Source organism: Seonamhaeicola marinus (genome assembly GCF_008085455.1).
In genome coordinates, this window is record NZ_VSDQ01000729.1 from 155874 (window position 1) to 180380 (window position 24507).

21 protein-coding genes are annotated in these 24507 nt (G+C 33.6%); 3 read left to right on the top strand and 18 right to left on the bottom strand.

Annotated elements, in window-relative coordinates:
- Positions 1 to 183: 183 nt before the first annotated feature.
- The 7 genes from FUA24_RS21670 to FUA24_RS21700 form a co-directional block, all read right to left on the bottom strand.
- Entirely contained in the window at positions 184 to 990 is an 807-nt protein-coding gene (locus FUA24_RS21670) for a pseudouridine synthase (RefSeq protein ID WP_148545173.1), read from the bottom strand.
- 76 nt (positions 991 to 1066) lie between these two features.
- Positions 1067 to 1969 carry a geranylgeranylglycerol-phosphate geranylgeranyltransferase gene (locus FUA24_RS21675; RefSeq protein WP_148545174.1) on the bottom strand — a complete coding sequence of 301 codons (903 nt, stop codon included), beginning with the start codon at positions 1967 to 1969 and terminating at the stop codon, positions 1067 to 1069.
- Positions 1970 to 2019: 50 nt separating this feature from the next.
- On the bottom strand, positions 2020 to 2949 hold the full coding sequence (locus FUA24_RS21680; protein WP_148545175.1) for a mevalonate kinase family protein: 930 nt from the start codon (positions 2947 to 2949) through the stop codon (positions 2020 to 2022).
- A gap of 77 nt (positions 2950 to 3026) precedes the next feature.
- On the bottom strand, positions 3027 to 4127 hold the full coding sequence (locus tag FUA24_RS21685) for a diphosphomevalonate/mevalonate 3,5-bisphosphate decarboxylase family protein (protein ID WP_148545176.1): 1101 nt from the start codon (positions 4125 to 4127) through the stop codon (positions 3027 to 3029).
- Positions 4128 to 4132: 5 nt separating this feature from the next.
- Positions 4133 to 4666: a DUF1697 domain-containing protein gene (locus FUA24_RS21690; RefSeq protein WP_148545177.1), complete on the bottom strand. Its 534-nt coding sequence runs from the start codon at positions 4664 to 4666 to the stop codon at positions 4133 to 4135.
- Positions 4667 to 4853: 187 nt separating this feature from the next.
- The gene (locus tag FUA24_RS21695) at positions 4854 to 5330 is read right to left on the bottom strand and encodes an endonuclease domain-containing protein (RefSeq protein ID WP_246147136.1); all 477 of its coding nucleotides are present in this window, start codon (positions 5328 to 5330) and stop codon (positions 4854 to 4856) included.
- 151 nt (positions 5331 to 5481) lie between these two features.
- Positions 5482 to 6696, bottom strand: a complete 1215-nt coding sequence (locus FUA24_RS21700) for a BaiN/RdsA family NAD(P)/FAD-dependent oxidoreductase (RefSeq protein WP_148545179.1) — start codon at positions 6694 to 6696, stop codon at positions 5482 to 5484.
- A gap of 121 nt (positions 6697 to 6817) precedes the next feature.
- Here FUA24_RS21700 and FUA24_RS21705 point away from each other — a divergent pair, with 121 nt between their 5' ends.
- The gene (locus FUA24_RS21705) at positions 6818 to 7408 is read left to right on the top strand and encodes a TIGR02117 family protein (protein ID WP_262713613.1); all 591 of its coding nucleotides are present in this window, start codon (positions 6818 to 6820) and stop codon (positions 7406 to 7408) included.
- Between the two features lie 19 nt (positions 7409 to 7427).
- Complete coding sequence (locus FUA24_RS21710) at positions 7428 to 8282, top strand: hypothetical protein (RefSeq protein WP_246147137.1); 855 nt, start codon at positions 7428 to 7430, stop codon at positions 8280 to 8282.
- Here the strand turns inward: FUA24_RS21710 and trxA are convergent.
- From trxA to msrB, 8 genes are all read right to left on the bottom strand, one after another.
- Positions 8272 to 8583, bottom strand: coding sequence for a thioredoxin (gene trxA / locus FUA24_RS21715; protein ID WP_148545181.1), 312 nt, complete (start codon positions 8581 to 8583; stop codon positions 8272 to 8274). The two genes, FUA24_RS21710 and trxA, sit on opposite strands and share 11 nt — an antisense overlap.
- Positions 8584 to 8827: 244 nt before the next feature.
- On the bottom strand, positions 8828 to 12529 hold the full coding sequence (locus FUA24_RS21720) for a metallophosphoesterase (RefSeq protein ID WP_148545182.1): 3702 nt from the start codon (positions 12527 to 12529) through the stop codon (positions 8828 to 8830).
- A 40-nt stretch (positions 12530 to 12569) separates the two neighbouring features.
- Positions 12570 to 13793 carry a bifunctional alpha/beta hydrolase/OsmC family protein gene (locus FUA24_RS21725; protein ID WP_148545183.1) on the bottom strand — a complete coding sequence of 408 codons (1224 nt, stop codon included), beginning with the start codon at positions 13791 to 13793 and terminating at the stop codon, positions 12570 to 12572.
- Complete coding sequence (locus FUA24_RS21730) at positions 13774 to 14307, bottom strand: peptide-methionine (S)-S-oxide reductase (protein WP_148545184.1); 534 nt, start codon at positions 14305 to 14307, stop codon at positions 13774 to 13776. Before FUA24_RS21730 ends, FUA24_RS21725 begins: the two co-directional genes overlap by 20 nt.
- A 6-nt stretch (positions 14308 to 14313) precedes the next feature.
- Entirely contained in the window at positions 14314 to 15876 is a 1563-nt protein-coding gene (locus FUA24_RS21735) for a protein adenylyltransferase SelO (RefSeq protein ID WP_148545185.1), read from the bottom strand.
- Complete coding sequence (locus FUA24_RS21740) at positions 15861 to 16115, bottom strand: glutaredoxin family protein (protein ID WP_148545186.1); 255 nt, start codon at positions 16113 to 16115, stop codon at positions 15861 to 15863. The genes FUA24_RS21735 and FUA24_RS21740 overlap by 16 nt, the downstream gene beginning before the upstream one ends.
- Positions 16115 to 16651 carry a peptide-methionine (S)-S-oxide reductase MsrA gene (msrA, locus tag FUA24_RS21745; RefSeq protein WP_148545187.1) on the bottom strand — a complete coding sequence of 179 codons (537 nt, stop codon included), beginning with the start codon at positions 16649 to 16651 and terminating at the stop codon, positions 16115 to 16117. The genes FUA24_RS21740 and msrA overlap by 1 nt, the downstream gene beginning before the upstream one ends.
- Complete coding sequence (gene msrB / locus FUA24_RS21750) at positions 16652 to 17098, bottom strand: peptide-methionine (R)-S-oxide reductase MsrB (RefSeq protein ID WP_148545188.1); 447 nt, start codon at positions 17096 to 17098, stop codon at positions 16652 to 16654.
- Positions 17099 to 17274: 176 nt separating this feature from the next.
- Here msrB and FUA24_RS21755 point away from each other — a divergent pair, with 176 nt between their 5' ends.
- Positions 17275 to 18477, top strand: a complete 1203-nt coding sequence (locus FUA24_RS21755; RefSeq protein ID WP_148545189.1) for a Pycsar system effector family protein — start codon at positions 17275 to 17277, stop codon at positions 18475 to 18477.
- A 1-nt stretch (position 18478) separates the two neighbouring features.
- Here FUA24_RS21755 and FUA24_RS21760 read toward each other — a convergent pair whose 3' ends face one another.
- The 3 genes from FUA24_RS21760 to FUA24_RS21770 form a co-directional block, all read right to left on the bottom strand.
- Positions 18479 to 20854 carry a GAF domain-containing protein gene (locus FUA24_RS21760; protein WP_148545190.1) on the bottom strand — a complete coding sequence of 792 codons (2376 nt, stop codon included), beginning with the start codon at positions 20852 to 20854 and terminating at the stop codon, positions 18479 to 18481.
- Positions 20855 to 20969: 115 nt separating this feature from the next.
- Positions 20970 to 22634 (bottom strand): alpha-amylase family glycosyl hydrolase, encoded by a 1665-nt coding sequence (locus tag FUA24_RS21765; RefSeq protein WP_148545191.1) that lies wholly within the window; start codon positions 22632 to 22634, stop codon positions 20970 to 20972.
- Position 22635: 1 nt separating this feature from the next.
- Entirely contained in the window at positions 22636 to 24507 is a 1872-nt protein-coding gene (locus FUA24_RS21770) for an alpha-amylase family glycosyl hydrolase (protein ID WP_148545192.1), read from the bottom strand.

Below are 24507 nucleotides of genomic sequence, written 5' to 3' on the forward strand. Positions count from 1 at the left end.
GTTAAGTTAAAAATAATTTCTGAAAATTAAAATATCTAATATTCAAAATTTTAACTACAGTAATGCTACGTTAAACATTATTACAAATGAAATACAAAAAATTATACGATACTATTATGTAATTGTTAACTTTAATTAAAAGCCAATAACATTATATTAATAGTAAAACAAATAAAAGAAACCTTAAAGCATCTGAAGCGTTTGAAGCTCTTGGATTGAAAGGTGTTTCCAGTGCCCGCGTGGAATATCTTTTTTGGTAAGGTGAGCTATGGCAACACAGTCTATACTCAATAAGTCATAATTGAAATGCTCAAAAATTGTGCGTATAATGGTATTGCCAGTATTTTTAATCTTTAGTCCTACTTCCTTCTTACTTGCGCCATCTATATAGCTTATTTCTTCAACAGTAATTAGTCTTCCTTCTATCTTAAAACCGTTTTGAATCTTCTTTAAGTCTTCCAGTTTTAAGTTTTTATCTAATTCAATGTGAAACAAACGCGGAACGCCATTTTTAGAGTTTTTGAATTTATCCTCTATTTCCTTATCATTAGTAAATAGCAACAAGCCTTTAGAGTTTCTACCTAACCTTCCAATTGGCTTTATTCTAGAAGGTGTGGCGTTAGCCACAAGATCCATTACTGTGCGCCCTTTACCTTCGCTTGTAGTAGTTGCAAAGCCCTTTGGTTTGTTAAGAAGCACATAAGCCTTTTTCTCTGGGTTTACTCTAGCACCGTCATAACGCACTTCATCATCAGGTTTAACTTTATACCCCATTTCTGTAATTACTTTTCCATTTACAGAAACTAAACCTGTTGCAATATGAACATCGGCTTCTCTACGAGAACAAATACCAGAATTGGCTATATATTTATTTAAACGAATTTCACCAGAATTACTTCCTTTCTTTGATGCTTTTGGTTTAGCATTAGTATTAGAGTTACTCTTATTAAAACGTTTACCCTGTGGTTTTCCTCCGCGTTGCCTGTTCATATCTTCTAATTTTTGGCAAAGATAGACTTTAATTTATGATTGCTATTTATATTCTATTCTAAAGTTAAGGTATAAATTATATCCTATTTAAAATAACACTTACGTCTATTAGTAAAATACTAAAAACTCCAGCAAGTAATATGAATTTCAATATATTATGAAGAATAAGATAGTGGATTTTTGTTTTCGATTGCCACAGTATAAAAAGGAAAAGACCTAGTAAGCCTAAACAGGCATAGAAAAAGAAATACATATGGCCAATCTGAAAATGGTATAATAATAAATACGTTGGTATTAAAGTAAGTGCCGACATTATAGACAGCATTATCTTAGATGCTCTTTCTCCGTAAGTAATAGGTATGGTTTTATAGTTCTGAGCTAAGTCTCCCTTAATATTTTCTAGATCCTTGGTGAGTTCGCGCATAGAAATAATTAAAAACAGATAGGTAGCATGCACAAATATTACCGTATCAAAGTTCTTATAGTACATAAAAATGGCGAAAAAGGGCGTTATGGTAAGTACGGCTGAAGTAACATTACCAATAAAGGGTAATTTCTTTAATTTATGTGAGTAAAACCAAATTCCGAATATGTACACCGAAAAAAACAAAACAGCTTTAAAAGACACATAACTAGCCATTATTACTGCTAAGAAATTCAGAACAAAATAGAATGACAATTTCGTATTTTGGCTAACTAACCTATCTAATTTAGATTTTATAGGTCTATTTATGAGGTCTTTTTCAGAATCATAAAAGTTATTTATAATATAACCTCCGGCAATAGTGGCAGCAGAAGCCAAAACCAACATTAATAAACGTAAATCAAAAACTACTTCACTTAAAGGTTTCTCTGGAGCCAATATATATACAGAAGTTAAATATTGCGCAAACACAATAATTAAAATATTGTAACCTCTTACCACAGAAAACAGGCTAAAAAATTTCAGCAATATATATTTCTGTCTTCTTGAAAGCATAAATAAATTGTGACGAGATCCCGAAATAAGTTCAGGATGATATAAAGGTATTAAAAGTTATAAACTACTTCTAATTTATAATCTGAAAGGGCTTGTTTTGCCTTTTGTATATCTTCAGTAAAACCAAGGATATAACCTCCTCCACCAGAACCACAAAGTTTTAGATAATAGTCATTAGTTTCCAACCCTTTTTTCCAAAGTTCATGAAATTGAGAAGGAATCATAGGTTTGAAATGATTTAAAACTACTTTAGAAAGCTGTTTGGTATTACGGAATAAGGATTTCACATCTCCTTTTAAGAAGTCTTCTACACAAGCATCTGTATGCTTAATGAATTGATCTTTTATCATTTTACGGAAACCTTCTTGTTTCATGTTTTCCATAAAAATACTTATCATGGGTGCCGTTTCTCCTATAATGCCACTGTCTAATAAAAAAACTGCGCCTTTTCCGTCTGTTTTCTGAGATGGTATCCCAGTAGCCTCAATATTATCTTTAGAATTGATAAGAATAGGAATACTTAAATAACTGTTTAAAGGATCTAAACCAGAAGATTTACCATGGAAAAAAGATTCCATTGCAGAAAAAATAGCCTTGAGCTTTAATAGTTTTTCTCTAGTAAGATTTTCTAAAACAGTTATTTTATCATTAGCATATTTATCATAAATCGCTGCCACTAAAGCACCACTACTACCCACGCCATATCCTTGCGGGATAGAGGAATCGAAATACATTCCGCTTTCCACATGTTTTTTTAGAGCTGCAATATCGAACGACACCAAGTTTGCATCTATCGTAGCTAAGTAATCTGTAAAACGTCTTAAACTTTCATTTGATTTAACAGCACTTTGGGATGGGTTTTCATCCGTTTTTAATGCGCCATTATAGAAACTATAAGGAATGGAAAGTCCTTTGGAGTCTTTAATAATGCCGTATTCTCCAAAGAGTAATATTTTTGAATAAAAGAGTGGTCCTTTCATAACTTTAATTCAGATTTGGGATTCTAAATTAATTTTGTTTAACTAAAATATAATATTTTTAAACAAAACACAAGGTTTTAGGCTAACTTTTTAGCTCCAAAGCCAATTTGATCACAAATATAATGTCCGTTTTGACAATATGCAACTAATTCATTCTTAATGAATTCTAACACTTGTATCTTTTCATTTTCAGGATACAATAGATGCACGTTAGCTCCTGCATCTAGTGTAAAGCACAGCTTAGAGTTAGTCTCAGTCCTATAGGCCCAAATTTTATTGATAATTTCCAAAGTATTCGGTTTCATTAAAATAAAATAAGGCATACTAGTCATCATCATTGCATGTAATGTTAACGCTTCACTTTCTACTATTTCAATGAATTTTGATACATCGCCCTCTTTAAAGATTTTAATTAAAGACGATAAATTTTCATGCGCCTGTTCAAAACGTTGTTCTGCAAAAGGATGATTATGCATTAATCCATGACCTACAGTACTACTTACCTGTTTTTCACCTTTGTCCACCAACAGAATTGTATCCTGATAGTTTTTAAAGTTATCATGAACTTTAAACGGGTATTTCACTCCAAATAAATCAGAACTTCCTGTAATTTCCTTGTGGGTTCCCCACGCCACCAAATCACCTTCCAGACTTCTACATGCACTACCTGAACCTAAACGCGCTAGAAATGATGCTTTATTAGTGAAATATTTCTGAGATTCTTCGTTTTCGCTATAACCGTCATTGGTTAATTCCATTTCAACACTCATTAAACAAAGAGCCAACGCACTCATTCCTGAAGCCGACGATGCTATTCCCGAACTATGAGGGAATGTATTTTCAGTTTCTATTTTAAAATGAAAATCTCTAACAAAAGGCACATAAACCTCTATGCGTTTAAAAAATGTCTCAATCTTTGGTTTAAAACTATCCTTTTGTTCACCTTCTAAAAAGACCTCAAAAGAAAAATCACTTGTATTTTCTTTTTTTGAATAACTTAAAGTGGTTTTTGTTTTACAACCACTTAGTGTAAAACTTATAGAAGGATTTGCAGGAATTTGGTTTTCCTTTTTACCCCAATACTTAACAAGTGCTATATTGCTTGGCGATTCCCAAGTTACATTACCACGTTCAACTGTTTTTGAATATGATTTTGGAATGAAATCTTGTACTGTCATAATTCTCATTGAGCTGACAAAGATAACAACTTTACCATGGTTTTATAATTTCTAGCCGTTGCCGTTACCTTTAATTTGCGTTCAAAGAAATTATTACTGCATTTAGCCTTACCATAACCTGTTGAACAATAAAAATACACGCTATTATCTGTCACTTTAAATGCTTCATTCGGGTAATTTAATTGAGATACTTCCTTTACCAACTTATTCTCTGGCTTTTCGTAAAGAAACATGAAATAACTTTTTTCTTTTTCATTCTGAGGAAAAGGAGAATTATTAAATATCTCATTTAGTGTTACGGGTTCCAGCACCAAAATAGGTACGCTAAATCCAAAATGATCGTGTATGGCGTCATGAATTTTAGCTTGCAAAACAGTTTTATTTTCTTCTGAAGCTTGAAAAATCACATTCCCACTTTGTATATACGTTTGCACATTGTTTAGTCCAGAATGAGTTAACAATTCACGTAATTCCGCCATTGGAATTTTCTTTTGCCCACTCACATTTATACCTCTTAATAATGCAATGTATGTCTTCATTTTCTTTTTTTAGTTATACACACCCCTTACTCCCCTCTTGTTAGAGGGGACACTCATGCACTTTATTTTTTCACTACAACAGTTTCCCTCCTAACAAGGAGGGATTAAGGGAGGTGTTAAGGCTTATGTTTTTTACCAAAATAACACTCCCCTACTCCCCACTTATTAGCGGGGACAGTCATTACCTTTATTTTTCGGTACTCATAAATAAATTAGGCGGTTTAAAACCATTCTCTTCAAATTTATAAATATAATCTTCTATAGCCCTTAAGACATTATCAATGTCGTTTACTATTTGATAATCTGAAAACCTCAAAACAACAATTTCAAGCTCGTTAAGACGCTTTGTTTTCTTTACATCTTTTTCATAAACTTCTAAAATTTCATGTGAATAGCCATCACATTCTATTGCTAACTGAAGTTTATTACAAAAGAAATCTACTATATATTCATCAATTGGTTTTTGTCTATGAAAATCATAGCCGTGCATTTGATTTCGGCGCAAATATGTCCATAGTTTTATTTCAGACTTTGTTGAATTGTTTCTCAACTGCCTCGCTAATTCTTTAAGTTTTGGATTGTAGTGGATCTTCATTTCTTTCTTTTCTAACACAACTCTGGCGCTCCCCTTAATAGAAGAAACATTCTTGCTCTGTATTTTCAACACCTCATTTTTCCGTTACAATTTCCCTCCTAACAAGGAGGGATTAAGGGAGGTGTTAAGGCTTATGTTTTTAACTAAAATGACACACCCCTACTCCCCTCTTGTTAGAGGGGACACTCATACCCTTTGTTTTAACTATGTTGTTAAAATTCTAGCTACTCTTAATATTCTTAGCAACTATATAGGCACCTGTCCAAGCATTCTGAAAATTAAATCCGCCAGTAATTGCATCTACATTTAAAACTTCACCAGCAAAATATAAGTTTTTGTGCAATTTACTCTCAAAAGTTTTAAAGTTAACCTCTTTTAAATCTATACCTCCTGCGGTCACAAACTCTTCTTTAAACGTACTTTTTCCATCAACATGAAATACAGCTTGCGTAAGTTGAGTTGCTAATCCTTCTAATTGACTTTTGTTTATATCAGCCCAAGTAGTGTTCTCACCAATCTGAGAAGCCAAAATCAAACGTTGCCATAAGCGTCTTGGAATATCGAACTGAGCAAACTTAAAAACTGTTTTTTTAGCCATGTCTTTTTTTAGACCTTTCAGGTTCTCTAAGCATGTATTAAAACTTTGCTTTATAAAGTTAATTTCAATTCTGAATTTATAATCCATTTTAGCCAGTTCCACTGCTCCGAAAGCAGACAGTTTTAAAATGGCTGGAGCACTAAATCCTACATGAGTAATTAATAAAGGCCCTTGAGACTTTAAACTCGTATTTAAAACTTTAACATCTACATCTTGGGCTACCACACCTGGAATACCATGTATTCGTTTGTCTTTCACATTAAAAGTAAATAAGGAAGGTACTGGTTGTATTATTGTATGATTTAGTTGCTCAAGAACTTTCCACATTTTAACACTACTCCCTGTTGCAACAACAAGTTTTTTCGTTTTAAAATCACCTGTACTGGTGTTAAGTTGCCAAAGATCACCAGACTTTTCAATAGACTGTACTCCAGAACTATAAACCAACTTTACATTATGTTTTTTTGCTTCATTTAAAAAGCAATCAATTATAGTTTGTGATGAATTAGTAATTGGGAACATACGTCCATCTTCTTCAATCTTTAGTTCTACACCACGATTTTCGAACCACTCAATGGTATCTCCAGTCATAAATTGATGAAAAGGCCCCAGAAGCTCCTTTTTGCCTCTTGGGTAATTATTTATCAGTTCTTTAGGAATGAATTCGGCGTGGGTAACATTGCATCGTCCGCCACCAGAAATCTTAACCTTTTGCAAACCTTCTTTTGCCTTTTCTAAAATAGCCACGTTTAGATGTGGATGCATTTCGGCAATATTTATGGCTGCAAAAAAGCCGGCTGCTCCACCTCCTATTATAATAACATCAAATTGATTCATAAGTAAAAAAATCGGTGTAAATTTAGCATTTAAAAGTGGGAAGACCGATTGTTAAACAAATTAAATGAACCGCATTAGAAAGCTACTTAAATGGTTTTTAAATCTACTACTATTACCGTTGATGTACCTTATAGTCTCAATGATCCTGACCCTGATAACTGTAGATCGGAAAAGTGCCTCTTCTTTTTCTAACAAATCGATTTTTTTGCATTCTAATGGTGTGCATTTAGATATTGCGATTCCTAAAAATGACCTAACCATTGAACTAAAAAACGGTATTAAACATTTAGAATCTGCAAACTATTTATCATTTGGTTGGGGTGATGAAGATTTCTACCTAAATACTCCAACATGGGGAGACTTAACATTTAAAACAGCATTTAACGCCATGTTTTTGACAAGTTCTACATTAATACATGTTACAAGATACCAACAGATACAAACCGACTGGATCGAAATAAAAGTTAGTGAATCTGAATTTGAACGTCTAAATCTATATTTATCGAATTCATTCAAAAACGACGAAAACGGAATGAAAGTTTTGCTTCAAAACAGAGGCTACACAAATTATGACGACTTTTATAAATCTCATGGTAGCTACTCTTGTTTTAACACATGTAATAGTTGGGTAAATACAGCGTTTAAAGAAAGTGGTTTAAAGGCTTGTTTATGGACTCCTTTTGACTTTGGATTAATGAATAAATACCGATAATTTTAAAGAACGTAAAACTATGCTAAAATACCTTTTTATATTCCTCTTTATAATGACTGCTTCTTGTCAAAAAAAACAAGATGTAAAAACTGGAATTAATTTACCAAGTGCTCTTGAAGAAGTCTCTGGCAATGAAGTTATAGCAGACTCTAATGGTATTTGGATGCATAATGATAGTGGCGATAGCCCTCGTTTATTTTATGTAAACTTAAAAGGTAAACTTATTAAAAAGATTTACTTGGATGCGGATAACGAAGATTGGGAAGATATTACTTCGGATTTAGAAGGGAATTTGTATGTAGGCGATTTTGGCAACAACAGTAATAAAAGAGAGGATTTAGAGATTTTAATTGTACCTCATTCCGCCCTAAAATCTAAAGATGAAATAGAAGTGAAACGCATCAAATTTAATTTTGAAGACCAGAAAAAGTATCCTCCGAAAAAGAAAAAACTGTATTTTGATTGTGAAGCTTTTTTCCACTTTAATGATAATCTATACGTGTTCACTAAAAGCCGTGTAGAAGATGATTATGGTAAAACAAGTGTGTATAAGATACCTGCCAAAGAAGGTAACCATAAAGCAAAAAAAATAGGTTCTTATAACTTAGGAAAGAAACACTATAATTGGGTTACGGGAGCTGACATAAGAGACGATGGTAAACAAGTAGCCCTATTAACACAAAGAGATATTTGGCTTTTTTCTGATTTCGAAAAGGATGATTTTTTTAACGGAAAAGTCTCCAAAATACATTTTAAGCACCTCACCCAAAAAGAAGGTATCTGTTATAAAAACAAAGACACGCTCTTAGTAACCGATGAAGACGATCACGGACGAGGTGGCAACTTATATACGTATATAATTCCTAAACCGTAACGTTAGAATGGGTTTGAATAACATTTAAAATATCATTTTTCTGTAGAACACCAGATTGCCTCCATTTTGGTTTGCCATCTACAAAAAGTATCATAGTAGGTACACTTCTTACCTGATATTTAACTGCTAATTCGTTATTTTTATCAATATCTATTTTTACAATTTTAACGGCATCACCGACGGTATCTTTTACATCTTTTAGAATTGGCATTAGTGCTTGACAAGGTCCACACCAAGTTCCAAAAAAATCAACCAAAACCGTTTTTTCTGAATTTACTATATCTTTAAAACTACTCTTCATTTTTCAATAATTTAACTGCTGGTTTAGACGCAAAATTTTGACTGAAATTACATTGTAATTCAGAAGAAGGGACAACTGAAGAATCTTTTAATAGTTAAAATGAATTAACATTCAACTATATTTATCACTCAGCAAAGAATTAATGGGAAATCTCTTAATAATAAGATTTCTTGTTACTCATACCTCCTTCTGTCGAAAAGACAAACTACTTTATTGGGTTGTTTTTGGATTTTGTGCCTATGCATCAGAACCCAAAACCAACTTTAAAAGCAAAACGCAAACCGTCATCACTATTAAATGCAGAAACATTAAGTGTGGTAATTTGAGCTAAATTGGCAAAGATTCCACCACCAATAGATGTGTTCCAATCATTAGAGTTATGCGCGGGGTTCAACACCATATCATCATCAACCCAAACCTTTCCAATATCAAACCCGCCATAAATTCCAATATTAAGAGGCAACAATCCAGTTTTAAACTTTCTAAGGTTTAGTCTTAAATCTGAAGTTTGAACAAAAGCAGATTTACCTGTAAAGCGTTCATTTCTATAGCCGCGAAGGCCAGAATTTGCACCGATATTGGCTGCTTGATAAAATTCAAAATCATCCCCCAAATTAAAGTGCCCTCTAGATTTTGTTGCCAATACCAATTGGCCGCTATGAATTAGTTTATAATCAAAACTTAGCTCAGGAATGATATATGCAAACCCTTCAGAGGCTTTCAATTTACTTATATAACCCGCACTTAAAGAAAACCTCATACCCATTGTTGGAAATGCTTCATTATCATGATTCTGATAAGCATATGAAACTTCAGCACCAACAAAATCATTTTCAACATCGTCAATATTATTATTTGCAAATTGGTTGATGAACCTTCCTTGTGTTTCTTCTATTTCAACAGATTCGTATTTTAATCCCACCTTGAAGCTTGCTCCTAAATCACCTCTCCAAATTAAAGCTGGAGAAAATCTTAATGTCTGCAATTTTACACGGTTATAGTCTAAATCTACATCTAAACCATCGTTTTCATCGGCTTCAGGGTTGGGCGTACTGTTGCCGTAACCAAAAAAGTTAATAGCGTAATTCGGACTTGTAAATCTTGCATCTAATGCTAAATTCCAACTACCAATTACATTGGCAAATTCACCGTTATAACCCAATTCAAAACCATTAGTTGCAAAATAATAAGCACTAGAAATTGTGTGTTGTGATGTAAACGGATTACGTTCAAAACCATAACCAGTATAAGTATTTACAAAGCCAATTTTAAAACCATCGTCTGGATTAGCTCCTATTGTTGGTACAAACTGATTGGTATTATTCTTTGGTTTAGAATAATCGTAAATGTTAGTTTCATAATCATCGGTTAGCTTCTTACTTCCTTTATTCGTTGTAATCTCGCTCTTCTTAGATTTATAATCATAAAACTTCACTTTTTTTCCATTTTCAATTGTATACACATCTTTGTTTTGCCCTCCAACTAGTCTGATTTTTATCAAATCATTGCCTTCACCAAAAACTTTAAAGACATCTTCATCATCTAAACCATAAATCCAGACTTCTTTCGTAATGTTTTTATTAAAGGTTTTTTCAAAAAAGAGCGTTCCTTTTTCACCTTTCTTAATTCTATAGCCAGAAACTTTTGTATTTCCATTTGGCATACGTTCAATTTCAAACAAATCGTCTTTATCTGTTCCTTTAACAAGCACATTTTTGTTTAAAACTTTAAAGTAGTCATTGGCTATTTTAGGTAAATTTTTCAGTCTTGCTTTTAAAACTCTTTTAATCTCTGCTACCGTTTCTGTCTGAACTTCTTTAGGGAAATCCTCTAAGGCTGCATCAATAACGTCATCTGTTAAGTTGTCTTGAATAAAGGCTACTTGTTCTTCCCACTGTTTTTTAGAGGTTTGATTAAGCAACATCATATCTAGAGAAAACGGGCTAAAATTAAAACCTTTTATATTTCTAATGTCTTCATCAAATCCTTCCATGAGTTTTAAGGGCGGAATTACACGAGTAGCAAACTTCATTAAAGCGCCATCTCCCATTATTGAAAAAGCTTGGTCTCTATCTCTTGGAATAGGTTTATAAATGACCTTTCCTTTTTCTTTAAACTCTGCCCAGCGCCATTGGTCTGTATGTCTATCCCAATCGCCAATAGCCATATCAAATAAACGTGCTCTTAAAAAAGAGGCTTCATCTACACTATATTTTTCGTCTTTTCTAAGTTTTTTCATTAAGTCATCTGTACTTTCAATAGACTTGGTATATCCAAAACTTTTAAGGTTTTTATGACTGTCTGAAACGTGCTCTTCTATCATGTATAATTCACCACCAAAACTAACATTGTATTGTCCTAAAGCATTTTGTTTGGGCACATAATACAACACAGGATTTGTATGGAACAAGTTAACCGCATCTGACAGTTTTCCTGTTACGAAAGGCGCATAGGGGTGAGAACCTGTATAGAAATCTGCCAAAAGTTTTTCGGTAGTTGTACCCTCAAATTGTCCCTCGATGTACTGATCTTTAAATGCCATAGCCTGTAAATAAACTACAGCACTTTTTCTAATAGCGCGCATTACATAGCGTTGCCCTTCATCATTTATTAAATGAAGTGATTTAGACTGGTGACCTCCACCCTTTCTAAATGGTTTTAACCCTCCAAATAAGGTGTCTAAATTTACGGTAGGTGCATTCACTTTTACACCATAATACTTTCTGTAGCGTTCTCCCCAAATTGTTTTGTAAAATCCACTTTTTGAAACTTCATCTTCCGAATATACTGATGCATTAACGGTCTTTGGAACGTCTTTGGGATAACTACCAACATGTTCTTTTTTGTCTTCTGCAAACACTTGGGTTTGAAAAATAACTTTATCATCTTTTGCAGAAAAGAATCTAACATAGGATGATCCGTCATTTAAGATATCTAATCTTGCAAAACCTCCTTCACTTGAAGAAAAGGCATCTTTTACATTTCTTGTTGCTGTAGATTTAGCTCCTGCACCACTAATTATTTGTGCCAAATTATCTTGTTCTATATACTGTAAGTTATGATCGTGCCCCGACACAAAAACTACTTTATCATTTTCTTGAGCAAGGGTAACCAAGCGCTTTTTTAAGGTATGGTATCTTTTGTGCTGTAAATCTGCAGGAGACACACCACTTGTTTCTCTTAGGACATTCTTAAGTGTTCCTAAAATTGGTAACGGTTTCATATGAGCTCCAAAAGAGTACTCACCACCATGTGGTCCATTAGAATACATTGGGTGATGAATAGCTATAACCGTAGTTTTTCCTCTTGCCTTTTTAATTAAACCTTCTAACTCTTCAAAAAACTTGAAACGCGTTTTAATTTCGCAATCATCGTTTATGGTTGGGTGTTTATCCCAATCTGTTACAAACCATTCTGAGTCTATAATAATTAACTCAATATCATCTGCAATCTCGACTTTTTCAATTGGGCATCCGTTCTCTGGCAAAAACGTATTTTTTCCAAGTTTATCTTCTATATACTTTTCTTGTCTTTTTAATCCTTTTAATCCGTTGCTATACCAATCATGATTTCCAGGAATAAAAATGGCATCACCTTTAAAGTCTTTAACAACATCGGTTTGCACATTAAGTTGATGTTCGCCATAAGCTCTACCTTCCTCACTTTTAGATGGCATTCCTTCAGGATATATATTATCTCCTAAAAATAAGGCAGTACTATTTTTTTTAGCTTGTTTTAAACTTTTTTCGAAGGCTGCCAATGCTGGTGATTTAGAACCTAAAGGTGAATTACCAGCATCTCCTATAAGATAGATGGAGTGTATGATGTCATCTTCTTCAAAGTTTCCAGATATGGCTTCTGTATTATATTGGGGTTTATAAGTTGCACAAGCACTTAAAAGTGCAATACTTAGAAGTGCCCATAAACGTTTATAATGAATTTTCATTAGAGAGTTTGGATTAATTAGTATTATAAAAATAAGTAATTTAATCTTTAACCAATACCGTTTGAATAATTACTTGATTGGTGAGTGTCTTATGAACTGGACACCTAGAAGAAATTTCTTTTAGTCTTTCAATTTGAGATTCATCTAAATTCCCAATGAGTTTTATTTTCTTTTCTACAACATCCAAAAATCGTGAGGCATCGGGATTCATATCAAAATCTTGATTGTGTTTTTTTGAATGACTGGTATATACATACACTTCTTTTAGATCCCACTGTTTGCGTTCGGCGTACATTTTTAAGGTCATTGTTGTACATGCAATTAAACTTGCATTTAATAATTCGTAAGGCGAGGGTCCAAAATCATTTCCGCCTATAGATCTTGGTTCATCGGCAATAAGACTATGGTTTTTAGTTTGTATGGTGGTTGTAAAATTATTTTCCTCAATATTTAAGTGTCCGACTACTTGTTCTCCTTTGGTATCAAGCTCTTCGTGTTCCGTTTTTGGAAAATAACGTTTTACCCAGCTCCCAATAATATCACCCACATAGTTACTATCTTCTGAATTTGTTAAAAGATGATCAGCGCCATCTAGACTAATAAAGCTTTTTGGATGATGCGCATAATGATACAATTTTTGAGCATTTTCTATACCTACAATGGTATCAAAAGGAGCGTGCATTATTAAAAGTGGCTTTCTTAAATTCTTAACTATTTCTGGAAGATCTGTTTTATCAAAATCGTCTACAAAATCTTTATCAATACGGAAAGGTCTTCCTCCTATATTAATTTCCACCTCTCCTTTTTCTTCAACTTCATGAATACCGTGTGAAAACAAATGTTTTACATGACTTACAGAGGCTGGAGCCCCAACTGTAGCAATAGCTTTAACACTATCTAACCGTGATCCAGCAACCAAAACTGCAGCGCCTCCCAAAGAATGCCCTACCAATAATGAAGGGGCTTGATAATGCGCTTCTAAAAACTCACTTACGGAAATTAAATCTTGAACGTTTGCAGAGAAATAACTCTCCGCAAATTCGCCTTCGCTTCTTCCTAAGCCTGTAAAATCAAATCTCACGACTCCAAAACCATGTGATGTTAAGGCTCTACTAATATTTTTAACGGCGCTTAAGGAACTAGAACAGGTAAAACAGTGCGCAAATACGGCATAATTCTTAGGTTTTTGATTTGCTGGAAGTTCTAAAAATGCCTGTAGCTTTTGTCCGTTTTTATTTTTTATATCAAGTTTCGTACGCTTCATTTTGGTCTAAATGTTTTAATTTATTCAAGTCTGAATATGTTTTAAATTCACTTAATAGCATTTGTAGCTTTGGATTGATAAAACTTTCACAAAACGGTTTATTTGGATTTTTAAAATAATAGTTTTGAATCTGTTCTCTTGATGGTTTAAAGCTTACAAAAGGTAGTACTTGTGTGATTATTTTATTTTGAAATTTTGATTGTAATACTTCTAATTGTTCCTGTATTTTTTTCTCTTGTGCTTCATCAAAAGTATAAATAGCGGAACGGTACTTAGTTCTCATGGAGTGGTTTGAAGTGCTTTTATATGTAAGCAAATGAATCTCGATTAGTATTTCTAGAGGGATCTTTTCTTTATTAAAGTGAAGTATTACTGCTTCAGAAAAACTACTATTTTCATCTGTTGAAGACACATAGCCTTGTTCTACCTTCTCAACACCTATTAAGGATAGAAAAATGGCTTCGGTGCACCAATGGCATCCCCCGCCCAATGCTATTTTTTGTAAAGACATCATGTTGCATTACGAACTACAAGATAACATAGAACAACCTACTTTGTGTCTAGCCCACTCTGGCCTTTTAGCATACCATTTTTCGAATTTAGGCTGCTCATCATAAGGTTTTTTAAGCATTGTAAACAACTCGTCAATTAACTCGTAATTCCCTTTATTGGCATCATCAATTGCCAATTGCGCCATGTAATTTCTTAACACATATTTAGGGTTGACCTGATTCATTGTATCTTTTCGTTCTTTATCAGAGCGTGTTTCCTGTTGTAATCTTTCAGCATATTTAACAAACCAGTCGTTCCATTTTTTTTCGATATTTCCAACAACTTCATCTGGTTTATAAAACGCTTTATAAATTATTTCTAGACCTTTTGAGGAATCATTTTTTTTGAAATCGGCGAGATTTCTAAAAAAGATCGTCATATCGGTTTCCGTGAGATGTAACACATCTTCCAATTCTAGAATGAATGATGCATCGGTATCAGCCTTAATTTTCAAACCTAATTTAGAACGAATCATATCTAATCGTCCTGTTTCAAAATCAGTTTTATATTGATTTAAAATTGCTTCTAAAGGCTCAGCATCTTCAATTAAAGGATATATAGCATTTGCTAATTGTAGTAAATTCCAAAGTCCTATATTGGGTTGATTACCGTAACGGTACCTTTTATTTTGTCTATCGGTTGTATTGGGAGTCCAACCAAAGTCATAGCCCTCTAACCATCCATATGGGCCATAATCTATAGTAAGCCCGAGGATTGATAAATTATCTGTATTCATAACACCATGCACAAACCCCACACGTTGCCAATGGATAATCATTTCTAAAGTACGGTTGACCACTTCTTTAAAAAACTTAAGATAGACCTCTTTTGAAGGTGCTCCTAAATGGGAAAAGTGCTGTTTTATAGTATAATCTACTAATACCTTAAGGTTTTTAAGATCTTGACGCGCTGCGAAAATTTGATAGTTTCCAAAACGTAAAAAGGATTCTGCAGTTCTACACACTATAGCCCCTTTTTCATAGGCAGGATTTCCATCGTACATCACATCTCTCATTACCTGGTCTCCAGACAGGGCTAAAGACAAAGCTCTTGTAGTGGGTACACCCAAATGAAACATAGCTTCGCTACATAAGTATTCACGAATGGATGAACGCAATACAGCTAAACCATCCGCTCTTCTAGAATAAGGTGTCTCTCCTGCTCCTTTTAACTGTAGCGCCCAATTTTTATGATTATGCTCAACCTCAAACAAGTTAATTGCACGACCATCACCTAATTGACCTGCCCAATTACCAAATTGATGTCCGCCATAGCACATTGCAAATGGTTTTGTATCTGGCAACACTTTGTTTCCTGTAAATACTTTTAAGAATTCTTCGGTTTTAGCATCGTTCTGAGACAACCCCAAATTCTCTATCATTTCTGGTGACACGTGTAATAACTCAGGTTTTGAGGTTTCCTTTGGCGATACATAAGAAAAACAGGCCTCAAATACTTGTCTTCTTGAATTCTCAAGAATAGGATCGGAAGGTAATTCTTTATTAAACGTATCTTTTATATTGAGTTGCATACTAGTTTTTCGATCCACTTTTTTAAGTCTTTGTCAGACGGGTTTCTTAATCTTTTTTCTCCAATTGTAATTGTTGGAAAATTAAGCTTTCTGTTTTCATACAAGTTTCTCAAAGATGCTGCATCCTCTTCGTTAAGCTCAACATCCAGAAACTTATACTTTAGATTTAGATCGTCTAAAAACTTCTTATAATATTGTGTTTTATGACATCTTTCGGCGCCATACAATTTTATTGTCATTACTTTAATTTCTCAGCATATAGTTTTCTAAATTTAGCCAATTTCGGACTAATTACGGCATTACAATAGCCTTGCTCCGTATTATTTCTGTAGTAATCTTGATGATAATCTTCAGCGTCATGAAACACTTCTATTTGTGTTATTTCCGTTACAATTGGATCTTCAAAATATGAAGCTAACCCTTCAATAACTGTCTCTGCAATTTGTTTTTGGGCATCATTGTGATAAAAAATAGCAGATCGGTACTGTGTTCCTACATCGGCTCCTTGTCTGTTCAAGGTTGTGGGGTCATGGGTTGTCATGAATATGGTTAACAACTCCTCATAAGAAATAAGGTTTTCATCAAAGGTTATTTGAACTACTTCGGCGTGTCCCGTTAAACCCGAGCACACTTCTTTATATGTTGGTTTTCCCGGGGCATTACCTCCTGTGTACCCAGACACCACTTTTTCTACACCGTTAAGTTCTCTAAACATTGCTTCTGTACACCAAAAGCAGCCACCACCAAAAGTGGCTAATTGTAATTTATTATCCATTTATTCTTTTTCTAATTTTAATGATTCTGAATTCACACAATAACGTAATCCGCTAGGTTCTGGCCCGTCGGGAAACACATGTCCTAAATGTGCATCACAAGTATTACACATTATTTCTACGCGTATCATACCAAAAGAATCATCTTTTTCATACTTAATAGCATTATCTTTTATGGGTTGTGTAAAACTTGGCCACCCTGTACCAGATTCAAATTTTATCGTAGAATCAAACAACAGCGTATTACAACAAACGCAACTATAAACCCCTTCTTCATAACTTGTACAGAAATCTCCACTATGAGGTCTTTCTGTACCTTTAAGTCTTGTTATTCTGTATTGTTCTGGGGTTAACTGCTCCTTCCATTCATTTTCGGTTTTTTGAATTCTTTTATCGGGAGTAGGATTTCCGTTTACAGAAAAACTAATGATATCTTTCCAAGTTAACATAAAATTCTGTTTAAATATTAAACCTAAATTAAGTCGATTTTCAATCAACTTTCTTACATACAAAATTAAGTTTTATAAATTGAAAAGTATCTTTAAAATTTACGACAAATTATTACGTTTTCATACTGTACTTTTGTTTTCTTAAAGTTTAGTATTTTTACATTAAACCATTTTTTATGAACGACCTGATTATTGCTGTTGAAAAATTTGCTACGCAACTTTTAAATGAGAAGTTAGACACATCTTATGTTTACCACAATCTTACGCATACACAAAGAGTAGCCGGAAAGGCTGTAGAACTTGCTGAATTGTGTGAACTTACTGATACCGAAAAAGAAATTCTATTTATTAGTAGCTGGCTTCATGATACTGGTTACACAAAAGGTGTTGAAAATCATGAAGAATCAAGCATTGGTATTGCAAAGGAGTTCTTGAATTCTCTAAACTACCCTGCGGAAAACATTGAAGCCGTTTGCAAGCTTATAGCAGCAACAAAAGTTGATTTTGTTCCAAACACCAGACTTGAGAAAATTATACGAGATGCAGACTGTTCTCATATTGGTAGCAAAAGTTATTTTGAGGTTTCTGAATTGCTTAGAAAAGAATGGGAAATACTTTGTAATAAGACTTATACCGAAAGTGAGTGGTTAGAAGAGAACATTAAATTTCTTTCCACAGTACATAGATTTCATACGCCCGAAGCTGCTTCAGCTTGGGATAAACGCAAAGGAAAAAACCTTTCGGAGTTATTAAAGTTGAAAAAGAAACTAGACTCGGACAACAAAAAATTAAATCAGAAAAAAGAAGAACTAAGTTTTAAAAAGAATAAAGTTGAAATGCCCGAACGTGGTATTGAAACCATGTTTAGGGTTACACTTAAAAACCATATAACTTTAAGTAATATAGCGGATACAAAAGCGAACATCTTGCTATCTGTAAATGCCATTATTGTGTCTTTAGTTTTGGCTAATTTAATTCCAAAACTTGATAACCCTTCTAATAGTCATCTTATTATCCCAACAGTAATTTTTGTAGTTGTAACTGTTGCTTCTATTATTCTATCAGTATTGGCTACAAGACCTAATGTTACTAGCGGACAATTTACCAAAGCCGATGTTGCCAATAAAAAAGTAAATCTTTTATTCTTTGGAAACTTTCACAAAATGAGTTTACAAGATTTTGAATGGGCAATGGGAGAAATGATGCAAGACAAAGAATACCTTTACTCTTCAATGAAAAAAGACTTGTACTTCTTAGGGCTTGTTCTTAATAAGAAGTATAAGATTCTTCGTTTAACCTATAGCGTTTTTATGATTGGTATAATTGTAAGTGTAATAGCCTTTGCTGTGGCATTTCAGACTTCGGGCGCAGCTGTTTAGACTACGCCTTTATCTCTTTCATTAAATCGTCGTAAGTATAAAACAACTTATCATTTTCATCTTTATGATAAAGCACACTTACACGTATAGCTTTAAGACCTGTTACGGCCTGTAAATCTTGTAATTCCACAATTTCAACATCATCATCTAAATAATGTTTCTCTTGTAAGAACTTAATATAGCGCATATACTCTATCTCATCTTGTTTTTGAGAATACACAATACTAATCTTTCCTTTTTGAGTAACACGTTCGTTGGTTCCTTTAATAAAGGCTTTATCAACGCGTTTTTTCACAATTTCATAACGAGCATTATATGTACCGTCTACGTCAAATTGTTTTTCATCCATTCTAAAACTAATAGATAATGGCTGATTAAAAACTAGTATCATAGAAGCTACATCTAGTGAAATTGGAAACTCAGATTGCATTTGGTAATAGGCATTTTCCATTTCGCACATTACTTGTAACTGCCACAATCTTAAATTGTAAAGATATAACAGATTAAAGCTATCCTCTTTCGTAATAGATTCGCCAATGTACATGTTATGCTCTACACCATCGGTTTTAAAACGTTCAAAGAAATGTGGATACATAGCCTGTGCTTCGGCTTGCTTTTCATCTAATAATGAGGCCATATCTTGATTAATTCTAGCTATGGTTTCATCATAATCTTTTCTATGTTTATAGAGTACTTCAACTTTATCATCAATAGTACCGTAGTACTCTTCTATGAGTTCTTTTACCTCATTTACATTAGATAAATGCTTGAATACTGGCTCTACTTCCGTTTTGAAAAACTCAGAGATTTGCTGCTCACTATCTACCTGAAAATGATCTTTTAGACCTTTAAGATATGCCTTAACTTGGTAAATAAACTGATCATAAATAGGAAGTGGCTCTTGCTCTTTTGCTTTCTTAAAGATATTCTTAACGGCAGTTAACTGTAACGTTAAGTCTTGTGCAGTTGCCTTATTTCTGGCTTCTGAAGATCCTTTAATATCTATTTGACCGAACAAAGGATACACATCATCAAAAACTACTTTTTTAAATCTGGCATTCTCACCATTCATTTCATTTTTAATAAACTCTTTGGCTTCTTTTGCGAAACGCCAATGCACACTTGGATGTATCGAAGTACATTCTTTTTGAATGATAGCCTCTATAAGGTTTTCCTCCTCACTTTTTGAGCGTTCTACGGCCGATATAATATAAGGCATAATATCTGCCAACTTATTAGCATTTATACTATTAAGTACTTGCGATTTATTAGAAACTATTTCTAAAATCCCCATTAAACCGTCTTCATTAGCAATTGGTGCAAAAATGGCACTTTTAATGCCTTGTTCTCGCAATACCTTTATATGAGGAACTTTACCTTCAGTTTTTTCAAAAGCCTTGTCAATATCAGAAACCGAAAAGAACTCATAGTCTTTCAGCATCTTGTCATAAGACCAGTCGCACAACACATTGCAACACGCTTCTTTTTCAGATTTTCCTAAAAGAAAACTATCCATTCCAACGCCATAAACACGTTCAAACGTATTATCTTCTTCATTAAATATAGAGAACCCAACCTTTATATCATTGATACCTAAAAGTGATCTAAAGATATCATGAAAACCATCCATAAAAGCTTCGTCTTTTCTTTTATCTTCTCCTATTAAAGTAGATTTAATATTAGATATAGATTGGTCATCTGTAACGTCAAAAATGTTTGATATTACAAATCCTTTAAACAAGTAACTATTTGGAGGGAATTTTTCTTTCCAAAGTTCTAGATTATCAAAATTATCTAATAATTCTTCGTAATCATCTTGTGTAATTTCTTTTGCAAACTTAGTTGGCAAGATTTCACAGAAATCTGCATTATACATTATTTTATAATAACGCATAATACCATTGGCATCTGGGATTTCGTAATAAAACGGACGTTTAAAATTTAAATCATATCCATAACAGAAATTCAAAATAATTGTACAGGCAATAATATACCTATACTCTTCTGGCATGTTTTTAATTTGAAGTTCAAATCCTTCACCTGCAGTATTTATAATTTTCTTAAATCGTTGTGATTTATTAAAAATTAAGTCATGAAAAGGAACGGATGCCGTTTTAATTTCATTATTGGTTAAAACAGGACTAAACGAATCTTGTAAAATTACGCCTATTTCCTTTTTTCTATCTTTTAATGTTTTTGGTGTTGTAAACCCTTCTCTTAGTTCTGGGTAAGCCTTAGCTACTTCAATTACTCGATTAGCTCTAGCAGCAATGACTTCATCTTCATTATTGGCTAAATCTTCGTAATATTCTATTAGTTTATTGAAACTAACTTTAAGAACAAGAGGAGAGTCTATATTCTCGTTAATATCTTTCATATAAGTAGTCTTGTTTAGCAAATTTACAAATATTTGAGTTAGTCGGTAAATACAAGACTTCTTAACGCTTAAAATGTTACATTTTTTACGTTAAATTTTCAAATAAAAAAACACCTTATTCTTCTAGTAGCACTACATTAAATTCTGAATCTATTTTCACTATACCATTCTCCACGGTACTTGTTTTACCGGAATAAACATCTTTAACAATTATTCCCTCTTTAAACGTGTTCTTAACGGAAATCTCTTTTGCTCCTTCAGGCATATTTAAACCTACAATTACTTTATCTACAAAAGCGTCTTTGGTATAGGTTCTAGAAAACACAAATGGCGCCTCGGAAATCTCAGAATGCGTCCCTGCTCCAACGGCCGGGTGGCTTTTTCTAAATTGTCCTAATTTTTGCCAATGTTCTAAAATATCTTTATTACCCTCTAAAGCATCCCAATTCATAAATGTTCTTAAATGGGCATCTCCAACAGCGCCTTCTTCATGTAATACTCTAGCTGTTTCATCGCCATAATACACTTGTGAGGCTCCTGGAGCTAGTAGTAGTTTATTGGCTGTTTCATATGGTTTTTCTCTATTTGCATCAAAGGGCGTATGATCGTCATGAGAGCTTAAATAATTTAAAACGCTGTACCCTTTTAAATCATGTTGCAAAATACTATCGTACTTTTTGAACATTTCGTTGGCACTAGTTTGTTTGGCATTCCACTTAAATTCAAAATTTATTTGAGCCGTAAACCTGCCGTCATAATAATTCACTTTTTTATCTCCGAAATCATAGAACTTACCACCACTAATTCCGTAGTTATAAACCTCTCCTACCAAATAGAAATCATTAGTATCTAGGACCTTATCTGGATTTGCCTTTTTATACTCTGCAAAAGCATAATCACATTCTGCTTTAAACTCTTGCCAAACAAATTCTTCGGTATGCTTAACAGTATCGCATCTATAACCATCAATTCCAAATTCGGTAATATAGTCTGTTAACCACTTCATGATATAGAATCTAGGTGCTCTTGGGTGTCCTGTTCTTTCAAAAAAGACATCTAATTCCTTTATCTCTTGCTCATATCGGCCTTCTGCTTTCCATTTTTGGACCAATTGAGGCGGCAACTCAACATTTTCATTACTATCTGTTTTAATATCTGGTAAGTTTTCTACCAACACACATTGAATTGTAGAATTATAGTCTTTGTATTTACATGTAGGGTTCATTCTAACCCATCCTTCTGGCCATGCAGGATCTTTTTCTGTAGCAGGACCAGTATGGTTTATTACAGCATCCAACAACACTCTAATACCTTTGTTATGAGCAGCTTCAACCAAAGCCCTTAAGTCTTCTTTTGTACCATAATTAGGATCTATGTTAGTCCAATCTTTTGCCCAGTAACCGTGATAACCATAGGTTACACCTGTGCCTTCATCTGTACTACCATGAATTTGCTCAACCACCGGAGTCATCCAAATTGCGTTAATACCTAAATCTGAAAAATAACCTTCTTCTATTTTCTGAGTAACACCTTTTAAATCCCCTCCTTTAAAACCTCGAAGTATTGCTGTGCTATCCGTTCTATTAAAATTTACATCATTGGAAGGATCGGCATTATTAAACCTATCTGTTAGTAAAAAATAGACATTAGCTGCTTCCCATAAAAAAGGAGCTTCGGTCTTAGTTTCAACTGCATTCATGCGCTTTTCCTTGCAATTTGCACATAGAACTAGTAACACCAGTGGTAAATAAATTGCAGCAAGTATATAATGCTTCTTCATTTTATTCAATCTTTAATATTAGCGATTCTAAAGGTTTAATTTTGATATTTAATTTCCCTTTCATATCAATAACTTCAAGAACAGATTCATAGGTGCCGTATAACGCATCTTTGGCCCTATACGAGCCATTTTTTAACGCCAAGTTTTTTACTAAATCTTCTGGCAGCTTCAACTCAAATTGAAATGTGTTTTCAGCATCAAAATTGGAAATTATAATTAGCTTTTCCTCAAGACTCCATCGCGCAAAAGAAAGTACCTTATCTGAATAATTCTCGGTATGAGCTCTGTTGTACACATGAATATCTTGATAATTTCCTGCTAAAGCAGAACTGCTTATTGTAAAGTTTAGTAAGCGTTTATAAAAGTCCCTTAATTGGGTTTCATCTGCTGTAGATTGGCCGCCGTCAAAAGCTTTATTATTTACCCAACGTTGTAACGTTGGCACACCAACATAATCAAAAATGGATGTTCTAGAAGGTTTACCAAAACCTGCATCTTCGCTTCCATCCTCACCAAATTCTTGAGCAAAGTAAATCATGGTTGGCGATGTGCTAATTGTTGCCGAAACCACCATAGCTGGTTTGCCTTTTTCGGCATTACCTGCAAATTCAGGACTAGCAATTCGTTGCTCATCATGATTTTCTAAAAAGTGCAGCATATGGTGTTCTATATCTTTTAAATCATCTTGAATGGGAGGAATATTATCTGTCTTTCCATGTCCCTGCATTACATGTTTTATGGTATCATATAACTGTACTTTATCATAGAGATAGTCCATTTTCCCTTTTTTAATATAGTCTCTATACAAGGTAGGGTTATAAACTTCGGCTAAGAGAAAAGCTTCGGGGTTTTTAGTTTTTATATTGGAATTCATGTAACTCCAAAATTCAACAGGTACCATTTCGGCCATATCAAATCGAAAACCATCAACTCCTAGCGCTGTCCAGTACAAAGCAATATCTTTAAACTTAACCCATGAACTAGGCACTGTTTTATCTTTCCAAAACTCAAAATGCTTAGAATAATTTTCGTTACCAAACCCATCTGGCAAGCTATCAAAATCCTTTGTTCCATCTGGCCTAACACCATAATTAACCTTTACTGTTTCATACCAATCATACATATTAGGTTGAGACAAACGAGATCCATTCCCTGTCCATTTGGCCGGAGCCTCGTCAAATTCACCATCTTTTAGTGGGTGTTTTTCTTGTCCTAATGGAGAATAATTGTTATCCCAATTCGGCACTTTAAAAGACTCGTCTGGATTGTAATAAAAATTATTATTTACATGATAGGTAACCGTTTTGTCATCTTCCGCCCCAAAATCTGTAACTCCTTCTGGATTTGTTAAGCCTTTATAATTTCTGGCTACGTGATTAGGAACTATATCAATAATAACCTTTAATCCTGCATTATGTGAACGCTTTATAAGTGCTTTAAATTCTTCTAATCTATTTTCAACATTTACCGCTAAATCTGGATTTACATTGTAATAATCTTTTACGGCATATGGCGATCCTGCTCTTCCTTTAACAACATCTGGATCATCATTATCAATACCATAAGCGGTGTAATCTGTAATAACATCATGATGAGGCACACCTGTATACCAAATATGAGTTACGCCTAAATCTTTTATTTCCTTAAGTGCTTTATCAGTAAAATCGTTAAACTTGCCAACACCGTTTTCTTCAATAGTTCCCCAAGGTTTATTCGTTGTATTTGTATTTCCAAATAGCCTTGTAAAAACTTGATACACTACTTGTTTTTTCTTCAATGTTACTTGAGTTTGAGGTTGTATTTCTACGTCTTTTTTACAGCCAATAAAAACTGTTAGCGCCATAACACATGTTAAAACTACTACTTTATTCAT